Here is a 13760-nt window from a genome sequence, read left to right as displayed (position 1 = left end):
AGGTCACGCAGTGGTACGGCGTCGGCGCGAGCCCTCACCGCTGCCGATGCTTGAGCCGGGCGGCCTGGCGTGTCAGGTGGTCGCGCTCGGCGAGGTTGGGTGCCCGGTGGGCCGCCTCCACGTACAGGCGTGCCGCCGTCGCGAGGTCGCCGTCGCGCTCGTGCAGGTAGGCCGCCACCGCCGTGTGACGAGGCAGCGCGTCGTCGAGCGCCGCGAGCGCCGCCAGTCCGGCGCGGGCGCCGTCGGCCTCGCCGACGGCCACCGCCCGGTTGAGTCGGACGACCGGGCTGTCGGTCAGGCGCGCCAGCTCGTCGTACCACTCGACGATCTGCACCCAGTCGGTCTCCTCGGCGGTGGGCGCGTCGGCGTGGAGCGCGGCGATGGCGGCCTGGGCCTGGAACTCACCCAGGCGGTCGCGGGCCAGGGCGGTCTGGAGGATGTCCACTCCCTCGGCGATGATCCCGGTGTCCCACCGGCCGCGGTCCTGCTCGGCGAGGGGCACCAGGCTGCCGTCGGGCGCGGTCCGGCTGGCACGGCGGGCGTGGTGCAGCAGCATGAGGGCAAGCAGCCCCGCCACCTCGGGGTGGTCGATCGCGGCGGCGAGCTGCCGGGTGAGCCGGATGGCCTCGGCGGCGAGGTCGACGTCGCCCGTGTAGCCCTCGTTGAAGACCAGATAGAGGACGCGCAGCACGGTGGCGACGTCGCCGGGTTGGTCGAACCGCACAGTCGAGACGATGCGTTTGGCCCGGCTGATGCGTTGCGCCATGCTCGCCTCGGGCACCAGGTAGGCGTGGGCGATCTGGCGGGTGGTCAGCCCGCCGACGGCGCGGAGCGTGAGCGCGACGGCGGACGACGGCGTCAGCGACGGGTGGGCGCAGAGGAAGTAGAGCTGGAGGTTGTCGTCCACCGCAGGCGTGGGTCCCGGCGCCGGCTCGGAGTCGACGAGGTCCTCCCGACGGCGACGGGCGGCGTCGGCCCTGGTGGTGTCCAGGAACCGCCGCCAGGCCACGGTGATCAGCCAGCCCTTGGGGTCCCGTGGCGGGTCGGCCGGCCAGACGCGGACGGCCTCGACAAGCGCGTCCTGCACGGCATCCTCGGCCGCCGCGAAGTCAGCTCCGCGGCGGACGAGGATCCCGAGCACAGCCGGCGTGAGACTCCGGAGCAGTGCCTCGTTCATCGCCCAGGTCACTCCGAGATGGTGGGCGGCTCGGTCAGGAAGGGGCGCACCTCGAGCCACTCGTGGATCGGCTTCCCGCCCGCCCCCGGAGCGGCGGACAGTTCCCCGGCCAGCTCGACGGCGCGCTGGTAGCTGTCGACGTCGATCACCATCCAACCGGCGATGAGGTCCTTGGTCTCGGCGAACGGGCCGTCGGTGACCGGCGGCCGTCCCGGGCCGTCATAGCGGACCCACGCTCCCTCGGGGGCGAGCGCCTGTCCCTCGATGAACTCGCCGGTCTCCTCCAACCGGGACGCGAAGTCCCTCATGTACTGCATGTGCGCCGAGATCTCCTCCGGCGTCCACTTGTCCATCGGTACGTCGTTGACCGCGGCCGGAGCGCCGCGGTAGTGCTTCAGCAGCAGGTACTTCGCCATCGTCGTGTTCCTCCTCGCTCGTGTGACCCGTTCCGGTCACCTTCACCTCGGGGACGGAGCCGCGCGCCGTTTCTCGACATGGCCGTAGAGAAATCTTGGTGCCGGGCGGAGGGAGGCGCCGGCGCACCGGGGCGAGCCGGCCCGCGCTCAGTCGGTCGGTCGCGCTGCCGGGCGGTAGTCGAACCAGTCGAAGGCGGCGCTGCCCTCGGTCACGTACATGCCGACGACCCGGCCGGTGAAGCCACCGGCGACCTCGGTGGACAGGTAGCGCCCGTCGAGTTCGGCAAGCAGGACGCGCCCCTCGGCGGTCTCCACCTCGAACGCGATCATGTCGGAGGTGGCGGGGCGTACGCCGAAGGGTTCGGCCGCGGACGCCAGGTCCGCCGCGGAGGTCACGGTCGGCGGGTAGAGGTCGTGGGTCCGGGTGGCGATCGTCAGGACCAGCGGGCCAGCGGGTACGTCGAGGGACGCGAAGACCTGCCGGAACGGGCCGACCCGGCCGACGACGCGGACCGTGCCGGCCCGAACCTCCAGGTCGTAGTGGTGCGCCTCGTCGATGCGGATGGTGAGCCCGGCCGTGCCGCTGCCCGGATCCACACGCGTGCCGGCGCGGCAGTCATGGTGGCGCTGGCGCGTGGCCACGATCGTCGCGCCGGCGCGATCAAGCGTCGTGCCGGCGGCGTGCAGGGTGAGCCATCCCGGCCGTTCGGTAAGCGACCAGGCCGTGTCGGGGCGGGAGCGGGGCGAGATCCAGCCGGGTGCGAGGGCGCTCGCGTCGAAGTCGTCGTGGTGGGCGCCGGGGTCGGGCGGGGCCGCGAGGGCCGGCGCGCTCCCGGCGGGTGCGGCGGTGACCTCCCGGACAGGGTCCACGACGGGCCACCCGTCGACCCAGCGGACCGGTGCGAGGAACGTCTCGCGGCCGAGCACGTGGAAGGGCGGCCACTGGCCCTTCGCCCGGATGCCGAGGAGCACCATCCACCAGCCGCCGTCCGCGGCCCGCACCAGATCGGCGTGCCCGGCGGCCTGTACGGGCAGGTCGGTGCCGCGGTGCGTGAGGACGGGGTTTGTCGGGGCGGGCTCGAAGGGCCCCCGTGGGCTGCGGGAACGGGCGACCGAGACGGCGTGGCCGGTGTGCGTGCCGCCCTCGGAGAGCAGCAGGTACCACCAGTCGCCGATCCGGTAGAGGTGCGGAGCCTCCGGGTACTGGCCGCCGGTGCCGGACCAGAGCGGGATCGGCCCCTCCAGCACCCGCCCCTTGTCCGGGTCGATCCGGTAGGCGTCCACTCCGGAGGTCGTCAGCCAGCAGGTGCCGTCGTCGTCCCACGCCAGGGACGGATCGACGTGTGGGAGGTCGAGGTAGACCGGCTCGGACCATGTGCCGGTGGGGTCCTCCGCGGTGACGATGAGGTGTCGGCCCAGGCTGACGTTTGTGGTGATCATCCAGAACCGGCCGTCGTGGTGGCGGATGGTCGGCGCGAAGACGCCTCGGGACGCGTCGGCGTCCGGCGGGATCTCCAGCTGGCTGGGCCGGTCGAGGATGTTGCCGATCTGTCGCCAGTTGACCAGGTCCCGACTGTGCAGCAGCGGTACTCCCGGAAAGTACTCGAAGCTGGAGCAGACCAGGTAGTAGTCGTCGCCGACCCGGCAGACACTCGGATCGGGATAGAAGCCGGGCACGACCGGGTTGTGATAACCCGGGACGGCGGGTGCGCCTGCGAGCACTGGTGTCACCTCCCGGGCGGTGGATGCCAGGATGCCATGAAATGTTGGCGATAACATCGTGTGCCCCGGATGCTACGAAGATGCCCGTCGGGATGGCAACCCTCTCCGGGCGCCGGGCCGGGGCGACAGGCCCGCGACCCCCGGCGGGAAACATGGCCGACATCTATTGACGAGCGGCATCGCCATCTACGAAGGTCTATAGAGGGTGAGATGACGCGCCGCCGGGAGCTCGGTGCGCCGGTCTCCGGCTGTGACACGTTGCTGCGGGGTGCGAACGGGCGGCACTGTTAACGCTAACAGCGCGGGGTGCCCACTCCACGTCCGACGGCGGCAGCCGCGCGTCTCGCACGAGACCGCGAACGGCGCGCGTCCACGACATTCGACTTCTCGGGGCGGTGGCCCGGCAACGGCACCGTCCCTCACCTGCCTGCGCCTCTGAGCTGCGCTGATTGGAGAGACCATGCCTGACGTGACACGAAGGAACGTGCTGAGGGCCGGTGCGGCGGGTGCCGGAGCCGCGCTGCTGCCGGTCGCGTGGTCCGCCGTCGCCCGCGCCGGCTCGGTGGCGCCGCCGCAGGTGCTCGCCGCCGACGACCTGGCCCTGTGGTACGACGAACCCGCCGGCACCGACTGGCTGCGGGCGCTGCCGATCGGCAACGGCCGGCTGGGCGCGATGGTGTTCGGCAACATCGACACCGAACGGCTCCAGCTCAACGAGGACACCATCTGGGCCGGCGGCCCGTACGACTCCGCCAACACCCGGGGCGCTGCCAACCTCGCGGAGATCCGGCGGCGGGTCTTCGCGGACCAGTGGACCCAGGCGCAGGACCTGATCAACCAGACGATGATGGGCAACCCTGGCGGCCAGCTCGCCTACCAGCCGGTGGGCAACCTCCGGCTCGCCTTCTCCTCCGCCAGCGGCGCCTCCCAGTACAACCGGACACTCGACCTCACCACCGCCACCGTCACCACGACGTACGTGCTGAACGGCGTCCGGTACCAGCGTGAGATGTTCGCCAGCGCGCCCGACCAGGTGATCGTGATCCGGCTGACCGCCGACCGGGCCAGCTCGATAACGTTCAACGCCACCTTCGACAGCCCGCAGCGGACGACTGTGTCGAGCCCCGACGCCGCCACCATCGGCGTCGACGGCATCTCCGGCGCCATGGAGGGCGTCAACGGGTCGGTGCGCTTCCTCGCCCTGGCCCACGCCGTCGCGACGGGCGGCACGGTCAGCAGCTCCGGCGGAACCCTGCGCGTCTCCGGCGCCACGAGCGTGACAGTGCTGATCTCGATCGGTTCCAGCTACGTCAACTTCCGCACCGTCAACGGCGACTACCAGGGGATCGCGCGCACCCGCCTCAACGCCGCCCGCGCCGTCGCCGTCGACCAGCTACGCAGCCGCCATCTCGCCGACTACCAGGCCCTGTTCAACAGGGTGACAATCGACCTGGGGCGTACGGCCGCCGCCGACCAGCCGACCGACGTGCGGATCGCCCAACACGCGAGCACCAACGACCCGCAGTTCTCCGCCCTGCTGTTCCAGTTCGGGCGGTACCTGCTGATCTCCTCCTCGCGACCTGGCACGCAGCCGGCGAACCTACAGGGCATCTGGAACGACTCGATGACCCCGCCGTGGGACTCGAAGTACACAATCAACGCCAACCTGCCGATGAACTACTGGCCCGCCGACACGACGAACCTGGCCGAGTGCTTCCTGCCGGTCTTCGACCTGGTCCGGGACCTCACGGTGACCGGTGCGCGCGTCGCCCAGGCGCAGTACGGCGCCGGTGGCTGGGTCACCCACCACAACACCGACGGGTGGCGGGGCGCCTCGGTGGTCGACGGGGCTTTGTGGGGCATGTGGCAGACCGGCGGCGCCTGGCTGTCCACCCTCATCTGGGAGCACTACCTCTTCACCGGCGACGTCGGCTTCCTCCAGACCAACTACCCGGCCCTCAAGGGTGCCGCCCAGTTCTTCCTCGACACCCTGGTCGCCCACCCGACGCTCGGATACCTGGTCACGAACCCGTCGAACTCGCCGGAGCTGCCGCACCACTCGAACGCCAGCGTGTGCGCAGGCCCCACCATGGACAACCAGATCCTGCGCGACCTGTTCGACGCGGCGGCCCGGGCCGGTGAGGTGCTCGGCGTCGACGCCGCGTTCCGCTCTCAGGTGCGCACGGCCCGGGACCGGCTGGCGCCCACGAAGGTCGGCTCCCGGGGCAACGTCCAGGAGTGGCTCGCCGACTGGGTCGAGACCGAGCGGAACCACCGACACGTCTCGCACCTGTACGGCCTGCACCCCAGCAACCAGATCACCAAGCGCGGCACCCCGGCGCTGTACGAGGCCGCGCGCCGGACGCTGGAACTGCGGGGCGACGACGGCACCGGCTGGTCCCTCGCCTGGAAGATCAATTACTGGGCGCGGCTGGAGGACGCCACCCGCGCCCACAAGCTTCTGAAGGACCTGGTGCGGACCGACCGGCTCGCGCCGAACATGTTCGACCTGCACCCACCGTTCCAGATCGACGGCAACTTCGGCGCCACCTCAGGAATCGCCGAGATGTTGCTGCACAGCCACACAGGCGAGCTGCACGTGCTGCCGGCGCTGCCCAGCGGGTGGCCCACCGGGCAGGTAGCGGGCCTGCGCGGTCGGGGCGGATACACAGTCGGCGTGCGCTGGACCAGCGGGCAGGCCGACGAGATCAGCGTCCGGGCCGACCGGGACGGCACGCTACGGCTGCGTGCCCGGCTCTTCACCGGCTCCTTCACACTCGTCGACGCCACCGACGACAGCACACCGTCCACCACCCGACCGGACACGGACGTCGTCCAACTCGCCGTCCGCGCCGGGCACACCTACCGCGCCGCGCGGCCCGGCGTGACACCGTCGCCGACGCTGAGCAACACCCCCACGCCCACAGTCACCCCGACCCTGAGCCCGACGCCGACCCTGACGCCGACCCCGACACCGACAGTGACGAGCACGCCCTCGCCGTCCGGCGCGCGGGCGACGTACACGGTGACGAGTTCGTGGTCCGGCGGCTTCCAGGGCGAGGTCACCGTGACCGCGGGCGCGGCGCCGACCCGCGGCTGGACCGTCTCCTGGACCTTCCCCAACGGGCAGGTGATCAGCCAGATCTGGAGCGGCGCACACACGCAGAGCGGCGCGAACGTGCGGGTGACGAACGTCGACTACAACGGGTCCCTGCCGGCGGGCGGCTCGACGACGTTCGGCTTCATCGCCTCCACGACCGGCGCCAACAACCCGCCGACCGACATCACCTGCACGACGACCTGATCCGGCTCCCGTCCCGCCCGCCGTCGGCCCGCTGCCGGTGGCGGGCTGGGCCGGCCGGCGGCTGGCGTCCGTGACACGTCGTCGCGGACCCTCGGCTACCGCCCCGGCTCACCGCCCGTGGGCCCGGCCCGCCGTCGCCACCGACGGTGGCGCCAGACGGCGACCGCGCACGCCACGGCGACGAGTAGCGCGGCGGCGCCCTTCCACGTCCGCTCGAACCACTGTCGGTCGGTGCCGAACGCCGCTTCGCCGGCGGCCATGAGCCACAGCCCCGCCCACGCCCACTGCCAGCCGCGTGGCCACGAGAAGGACTCGGGCGGGTCGGTGAAGGCGCCGACCGCGACGAACGCGGCGCCGACGACGACGATCAGCGGTACGCCGATGCGCGAGACGACCTCCCAGAGCGACACGTGTCGATCATCTCCGGTGGGCGCAAGCGCCGGCGGCCCGGTCCGCCGACAGCCAGCGACCCGATCGCGGGGACGCTCAGGAGACGGCGGCCCGCACCAGCTCGATGACCCTCTTCTCCACCTCGGGGCTCCACGTCCGCAGCGCGTACGCCACCGGCCAGAGGTCTCCGTCGTCGAGGTTGGCCGTGTCCTGGAAGCCCAGGGTCGAGTAGCGGTAGTTGAACTTGCCGGAGTCCTGGAAGAAGACGACGATCTTGTCAGCCGCGTTCGCGTAGGCGGGCATCCCGTACCAGGTCTTCGGCGACAGTTCAGGGGCGGCGGCGGTCACCGCGACGTGCACGCGCTCGGCGAGCGCGCGATCGTCGGGCGCCATCTGCGCGATCCGGTCGAGGAGCGCCTGCAACCCGTCGGCCTTCTTGGCGCCCTTCTTGCCCTCGGCGCGCAGTTCGGCCGCACGCTCCTTCATCGCGGCGCGCTCCTCGGCGCTGAAGCCGTCGGACTCGGTCGTCGGGGTCTTCGCTGACATGTCGGGCTCCCTCTCGATGTTTCCCGGCCCGGCGTGGTGCCGGCTACCTGGGAAAAGGCTAGGCCGGGGTGCCGGCCGGGCGCTTCTTGATTCCTGACCGGGTCGGGTCGGTGGGACGGGCGGATCGGGCCGGCGGGACGGGCAGGTCGGGTCGGTGGGACGGGTCGGGTCGGGCCGGCGGGACGGGTCGGGTCGGTGGGGCGGGCGGGTCGACCGGGTCAGGCGGGGCGTTCGGACGCCGACGCGGAGCGCTTATGCTCGGGGCCGGAGCTGGGCGCGTCCCCGTCGGGGCAGGAAACGATTCGAGGGCGGCGTATGAACATCGGGGAGATCGCCCGTCGGGCGGGGGTGTCCCGCAGCACCGTGTCGTACGTGCTGAGCGGCAAGCGAACCGTCTCGGAGGCGACCCGGCGGCGGATCCAGGCGGTCATCGACGAGCTGGACTACCGGCCGAACGCCAGTGCCCGCGCACTGAAGGAGGGGCGTACCCGCACCCTCGGGCTGGTGATCCCACCGGCGAGCCAGCGGTTGACCGACATGCAGTTGGGCTTCGTCGCCAGCGTCGTCGAGGCCGCCGCCCGCCACGACCTGGATGTGCTGCTGTCCCCGTCCGGCGGCGACCACGACCGGTCGTTCGAGCGGATCGTCAGCGGGCGTCGGGTGGACGGCGTGGTCCTCATGGAGATCCGGTTGGAGGACGACCGGGTCACGCGGCTGGCCAGGACGGGCCTGCCGTTCGTCACGATCGGGCGGACGGCCGAAGCGCACGGCATGAGCTGGGTCGACATCGACTACGCCGGGCTGATCGCGCGCTGCGTGCACCACCTGGCCGACCTGGGGCACCGGCACGTGGCGCTTGTCAACCGCTCCGCCGAGCTGGTGGCGGCGGGTTACGGGCCCAGCCATCGCGCGCTTGCGGGATTCCAGGCGGCGGTGGTGGAACGGGGCCTGAGCGGCGTGGACGTCTGCTGCGGTGATGACACGACCTCCGGTGAGGCGTGCGTGGAGCAGTTGCTGGTGACTCATCCGGCAGTCACGGCGGTGGCCACCATCAACGAGGCGGCGCTGCCCGGGATGCAGCGCGCGCTGACCGGCGCCGGACTGTCCGTGCCTGCCGACTTCTCCGTCACCGGGGTCGCCGCCCAGCACTGGGCGGAGGACTTCCGCCCGCCGCTGACCGCCGCGGACGTGCCCATGCGGGAGATGGGCGCGGAGGCGGTGGCGCTGCTGCTGGAGATCATCGCGGCTCCCGAGAGTGTGCCGCGGCACCGCCTGTACAGCCCGCCCATCTCCTTGCGGTCCAGCACGGGCCCGGTCCGGACGCGCTGACGCGGGCCCCGGCGGTCGTCGGGGCCCGCGCCGGTCGCTACCGCCGCGCGGCTCGGCGCTCCTCCTGGGCGGCCGCGAGGATGAGATAGCTGCTGGCCGTCCAGGTGTACGCGCGGTCCCGCAGCCCGGCGCCGGTCTCGGCGTCGAAGTTCTCCGCGAAACCGGACTTCTCGCACAGCGCGAGGAAACGCTGGCTGATGTCGTCGGCGATCCCGGTGTGCCCGGCCCGCCGCAGCCCGTCCTCGACAAGCACTGTGGAGGGTGCCCAGATCGGCCCCCGCCAGTAGCCGTCGGCGAGGTAGTGGTCCGAGTCGGTCGGCTCGGTGGCCAGCCCGTGCGTGGTGAGGTGGGTCTCGACGCCCCGGGCCAGCGCGTCGGCGATCGGGGCGGGCAGGTCGGCGCCGAGAGCGACGGGCATCAGGTCGAGCAGGCTGCGGCTCGTCCGCCGCTGCCCGGTGTGCGGGCTGCGGGAGGTGAAGCGCTCGCCGTCCCACAGCTGCCCGAGCATGGCCGCGTGGATCCGGTCGGCCTCCCGCGACCACCTGTCGGCGGGTTCGCCCAGCTCGGTGGCGAGGTCGGCCAGGCACCGCAGCTGGGAGACCAGGAACGCGGCCAGGTCGGCGGTCTGCAGGACCCGGTCGTCGTCGAAGGTGGTCGCGTTGTCCCAGCCGCTGTCGTTGCCGTGCTGGTAGTGCGGCAGGTCGTGGCCTGGCGCGCGACGCGCGTCGAGCCAGAATTCGGTCCAGCGGGCCAGCCGGTCGTACGTCCGCGCGAGCTCCACGGAGTCCGGTGGCTGGGGAAGGCGTCGGCGCAGGTGACGCAGGGCCCAGCCGTGGATGGGGGGCTTGACGTAGTTGTGCAGGACCTCCGAGTGGGTGACCGAGTCGGGCAGGGCTCCCGCGCCGTCCTGGTGGTCGAAGGGCAGCTGGAACTGGTGCCAGGCCAGCTCCGGCTCACCTGCCGCGAGCGCTATCGCGTTGAAGCAGTGGTCCCAGCTCCACACCTTGTCCATCCAGTGCTTGGACATCAGGACGGCGGGCCGGGTGACGAAGCCCGCCGGGGCGACGGTGGCGGACCACAGCACGTACGCGGCCAGTTCGGCGGCCGGGGTGTCCGCGCCGCGCCACGGCGCGACGGCGTCGACGAACGCGGCGAACTCGGCGCTGCGGTCGCGGCACACCTGGTCGAAGGGGACGGCGGCGGTGAACGGCCGGCGGGCGGTGGCGTACTCCTCGATGGCGACCTCCCAGGGTTGGTCGCCGGGGAGGTCCAGGAAGCGGTCGGCGACGCCGAGCGCCTCGACGCCGTCGGCGAGGCGCAGCGCGCCGGAGAGCACAGTGACCCGGTAGCGGCGTCCGGTCTCGTACGAGGTGAACACGTGTGAGCCGTCGACCGGGTCGAGGTAGAGGTAGGTGCCACTGAACGGGGTGAGGGTGCCGGCGGCGGCGGCGATCCGTAGGCCGAGGTGCCGGCCCCGGATCCGCAGGGTTTCCGGTCCGTCGTAGACCGCCTCGATCCGGCCGGGACCGGCATGCCAGCTCAGCAGCGCGGGCGTGGCGACGACTGTGGCGCCGGGGGCCGTGGGGGAGAGGCGCAGCACCGGGTGCAGCCCGGTCTGGTGCGACACCAGGTGCAGGTCGTCGGCGTACGTCTTCTCGGCGACCACCGGGGAGATGTTGAGCCAGGATCCTCGGTAGCTGAACGGGATGTCCTGGATTCCGAACTCCGGACCGGACGGGGCGACGGTCATGGGTGGCGGTTGCCTTTCTGTGGTGCGGGTGGTCAGTCCTCGACCGCCGCGGGTGGTCAGTCCTTGACGGCGCCGGCGGTCACGCCCATCGAGACGTACCGCTGGGCCAGGACCAGCAGCACGGCGGCCGGGATGGAGGCGACGACAGCGGTGGCCATGATGGCGTTCCACTGCTGGTTGTTGTTGCCGATGTAGTGGTAGATGCCGAGGGTGATCGGCTGGTGGTCGCCGCCGCCGGCGAGGGTCGAGGCGAAGATGAAGTCCGACCAGGACCACAGGAACGCGAACAGCGACACCGTTACGATCGAGTTGCGGCTGACCGGCAGCACGACCGACCAGAAGGTGCGCAGCCGTCCCGCGCCGTCGACCACGGCGGCCTGGAGCAGCTCGTCGGGGATGCCGGACATGAAAGCCGTGAAGATCAGTACGGCGAACGGCACCGCGAGTGTCGTGTCGGCCAGGATCAGACCCGGCAGCGTGTTGAGGACGCCGAGGGTGAGGTAGATGGCGTAGAAGCCCATCGCCATGATGATTCCCGGGATCATCTGTGCGATCAGCAGGAGGAAGCTCAGCGCCGGGCCGCCGGGTGGCCGCAGCTTCGCCAGCGCGTATCCGGCGGGGGCGGCGAGCGCCACGGTCAGTGCCACAGTGCCCAGCCCGACGAGGAAGCTGGTGCCGAGGTACGGCAGTTGCTGGTCGAGGACGGCCCGGTAGCCGTCAAGCGTGCCGTCGGTCGGGAACAGGTGCGGCGGACTGGCCCGCATGTCCTGGTCCCGGGTGAACGACACATTGATCATCCAGTACACGGGGAAGAGCATCAGCCCGGTCAGCACCAGACCGACTCCGGTCTTCCACCAGACGCGACGCGGTGACGTGATCATCGTTGGTACTGCCTCCGCTGGGACCGGATGTAGACGAGCCCCGCGATCAGGGCCATAACGATGAGCAGGTTGCCGACGGCCGCGCCCGGACCGAACTCCGGCAGCATGTTGCCGAAGCCGAGGCGGTACGACCAGGTGGCGAGCGTGGCGGACGAGCCGGTCGGGCCGCCCCGGGTCATGATCCAGATGATGTCGAAGACCTTCAGCGTGTAGATCAGCCCCAGCAGCAGCGTGATCGCGGAGACCGGGCGCAGCAGCGGGAACGTGATCGACCAGAACCGTTGCCAGCCGCTCGCGCCGTCGAGCGCGGACGCCTCGTACACCTCGACCGGGATCGCCTGGAGGCCGCTGTAGAGCACCACCAGGTTGAACGGGATGCCGATCCAGACGTTCGCGATGATCACCGAGGTGAGCGACCAGGTCGGCGAGGTGAGCCAGTTGACCGGGTCGATCCCGACGACGCCCAGCGCGGCGTTGACCAACCCCGAATCGCTGTTGAGCAGCCACGACCAGGTCGAGGCCGACACGATGAGCGGCAGCAGCCACGGTACGAGGATCAGCGCCCGCAGGGTGCCCGACAGCGGGAAGTGCTGGCGGAAGAAGAGAGCCAGGGCCATGCCGATGGTGAACTGGAAGACGAGCGACGCGCCGGTGAAGATCAGGGTGTGCGCCAACGTCGGCAGGAACGCCGGGTCGGTCAGGACGGTGCGGTAGTTGTCCAGGCCGGCGAAGGGTGCGCCGCCCTGCACGAACGAGCGGACGGTGTACGCGCGCAGGCTCAGCTCGACGTTGCGGTAGAGCGGGTAGGCGTAGAAGGCCAGCAGGTAGACGACAGTCGGCGCCAGGAAGCCCCACGCGATCAAGCGTCCGGGCCGGCGGGTTCGAGGCGCGGGGGGCCCGGGTGGGGCGGTGTCAGCCGCCCCACCGTGGCCTCGCGTCGTGGTGGAAATCCGTGTCGTGGGGGTCATCGTGTCGGTTCGGCCCGCTTACTTGCTCGTGGCCGAGGCCTGCGCGGCGGTCAGCGCCTCCTGCGGCGACTTCCCGCCGCTCAGGGCTGCCTGCACGGCGGTCCACAGGGGCTCGGAGATCTTCGGGTACTTCGTGCCGAGGTTGTCACCGGTGCGGCCCTTCGCCGCCCGGACGGCCTCCACCCAGACCTTGAGTTTGGGGTTCTCGGTCGCCTGCCGGTCCTGTACGGCGGTGACGGGCGCGACGTAGGAGAGCGTGGTGTCGGTGGTGAGCAGATTGTCGGCGTTGGTCAGGCAGGTGACGAGCTTCTGCGACGTCGCGTACCTGTCGGTCTTCTTCTGCACCGGGATCGAGACGAACTCGCCGCCGGTCGGCGCCGGGGCCGGCCCACCGGCGCTGGCCGGAATGGCGATGGTGCCGTACGAGAAGCCGAGCTTCTCCGCGTTGGCCAGCTGCCAGGTGCCGTTCTCGGCGAACGCGAAGTTGCCGGAGGCGAACTCCTGCCAGCTCGTGGTCTGGGTGTTGTTGATGACCGAGTTCGGGGCGAGGCCCTGGTTGAGCCAGTCCTTCCACAGGGTCAGCGCGGACACCGCCTGCGGCGAGTCCAGGCTGGTCAGCTGCGCGCCCGATCCCCAGTACCAGGGCAGGAACTGGAAGCTGCCCTCCTCGGTGCCGATCGCGGAGAAGGTGATGCCCTTCTTGCCCTTCGCCTTGACCTTCGTCAGCGCCGCGGTCAGGGACGTCCAGTCGGTGACCGAGGCCGGGTCGACGCCGGCGGCGGTCAGCAGGTCCTTGTTGTAGTAGAGCGCCAGGGTGTTGGCCCCGATCGGCACCCCGTACGTCTTGCCCCCGCTCTGGCCGGCGCCGAGCAGGTTCGGCGCCATGCTCGACACGTCCAGCTTGTTCTCTTCGGTGGTGGTGAGCGCGCCGGCCTCGGCCAGTGTCGAGATGACCGGATTGTCGACGATCAGCACGTCCGGCGAGTTGCCCTGCTGGGCGGCGAGCAGCGCCTTGTTGGTGAGGTCGGTGGTGTCGTAGCCGGTCCGCTCGACGGTCACGCCCGCCGAGGTTCCGCACTTCTTGAGCAGGGCGACCCAGTCGGAGTCGTCGGCGAACTGCGGATACGGGTCCCAGACGAGGTAGGCGCCGCCGCCACCGTCGGAGTCGCCGGACGACGACGAGCAGGCGCCGGCGGTCACCGCGGCGAGCGCTATCACGGCAACGGCGGCCAGGCGCCGCCGTCGGTTGAGTCCTGTCATGTGCTGCCTCACTTAGA

The 13760-nt window shown here is 71.3% G+C and carries 11 protein-coding genes; 2 read left to right on the top strand and 9 right to left on the bottom strand.

Features of this window, described 5'->3' with window-relative positions:
• Nucleotides 1–34: 34 nt before the first annotated feature.
• The 3 genes from OOJ91_RS30810 to OOJ91_RS30800 all read right to left on the bottom strand — a co-directional run bounded on the left by OOJ91_RS30810 (nucleotide 35) and on the right by OOJ91_RS30800 (nucleotide 3315).
• Entirely contained in the window at nucleotides 35–1177 is a 1143-nt protein-coding gene (locus OOJ91_RS30810) for an RNA polymerase sigma factor (protein ID WP_266251501.1), read from the bottom strand.
• 8 nt (nucleotides 1178–1185) lie between these two features.
• Entirely contained in the window at nucleotides 1186–1593 is a 408-nt protein-coding gene (locus OOJ91_RS30805) for a YciI family protein (RefSeq protein ID WP_266250528.1), read from the bottom strand.
• Nucleotides 1594–1740: 147 nt separating this feature from the next.
• On the bottom strand, nucleotides 1741–3315 hold the full coding sequence (locus OOJ91_RS30800) for a glycoside hydrolase family 43 protein (RefSeq protein WP_266250526.1): 1575 nt from the start codon (nucleotides 3313–3315) through the stop codon (nucleotides 1741–1743).
• Nucleotides 3316–3775: 460 nt separating this feature from the next.
• Between OOJ91_RS30800 and OOJ91_RS30795 the strand changes: the two genes are divergently transcribed.
• Nucleotides 3776–6619, top strand: a complete 2844-nt coding sequence (locus OOJ91_RS30795; protein WP_266250524.1) for a glycosyl hydrolase family 95 catalytic domain-containing protein — start codon at nucleotides 3776–3778, stop codon at nucleotides 6617–6619.
• A 95-nt stretch (nucleotides 6620–6714) separates the two neighbouring features.
• On the opposite strand, the gene OOJ91_RS30790 is transcribed toward OOJ91_RS30795, so the two are convergent.
• Nucleotides 6715–7029, bottom strand: a complete 315-nt coding sequence (locus OOJ91_RS30790; RefSeq protein ID WP_266250522.1) for a hypothetical protein — start codon at nucleotides 7027–7029, stop codon at nucleotides 6715–6717.
• Nucleotides 7030–7105: 76 nt separating this feature from the next.
• The gene (locus OOJ91_RS30785; RefSeq protein WP_266250520.1) at nucleotides 7106–7555 is read right to left on the bottom strand and encodes an iron chaperone; all 450 of its coding nucleotides are present in this window, start codon (nucleotides 7553–7555) and stop codon (nucleotides 7106–7108) included.
• Nucleotides 7556–7870: 315 nt separating this feature from the next.
• On the opposite strand from OOJ91_RS30785, the gene OOJ91_RS30780 reads away from it, so the two are divergent.
• Entirely contained in the window at nucleotides 7871–8884 is a 1014-nt protein-coding gene (locus OOJ91_RS30780) for a LacI family DNA-binding transcriptional regulator (RefSeq protein ID WP_266250518.1), read from the top strand.
• Nucleotides 8885–8921: 37 nt separating this feature from the next.
• Here OOJ91_RS30780 and OOJ91_RS30775 read toward each other — a convergent pair whose 3' ends face one another.
• The 4 genes from OOJ91_RS30775 to OOJ91_RS30760 form a co-directional block, all read right to left on the bottom strand.
• The gene (locus tag OOJ91_RS30775; protein ID WP_266250516.1) at nucleotides 8922–10634 is read right to left on the bottom strand and encodes an amylo-alpha-1,6-glucosidase; all 1713 of its coding nucleotides are present in this window, start codon (nucleotides 10632–10634) and stop codon (nucleotides 8922–8924) included.
• A gap of 56 nt (nucleotides 10635–10690) precedes the next feature.
• On the bottom strand, nucleotides 10691–11515 hold the full coding sequence (locus tag OOJ91_RS30770) for a carbohydrate ABC transporter permease (protein ID WP_266250514.1): 825 nt from the start codon (nucleotides 11513–11515) through the stop codon (nucleotides 10691–10693).
• A complete protein-coding gene (locus OOJ91_RS30765) occupies nucleotides 11512–12378 on the bottom strand; it encodes a carbohydrate ABC transporter permease (protein ID WP_266250512.1) in 867 nt (288 codons plus the stop codon). The genes OOJ91_RS30770 and OOJ91_RS30765 overlap by 4 nt, the downstream gene beginning before the upstream one ends.
• A gap of 123 nt (nucleotides 12379–12501) precedes the next feature.
• Nucleotides 12502–13743, bottom strand: a complete 1242-nt coding sequence (locus OOJ91_RS30760) for a sugar ABC transporter substrate-binding protein (RefSeq protein ID WP_266250510.1) — start codon at nucleotides 13741–13743, stop codon at nucleotides 12502–12504.
• Between the last annotated feature and the right edge of the window lie 17 nt (nucleotides 13744–13760).

The sequence above is a fragment of the Micromonospora lupini genome, assembly GCF_026342015.1.
Lineage (GTDB): Bacteria > Actinomycetota > Actinomycetes > Mycobacteriales > Micromonosporaceae > Micromonospora > Micromonospora lupini_B.
This window is presented reverse-complemented; position numbering and strand designations above follow the sequence as displayed.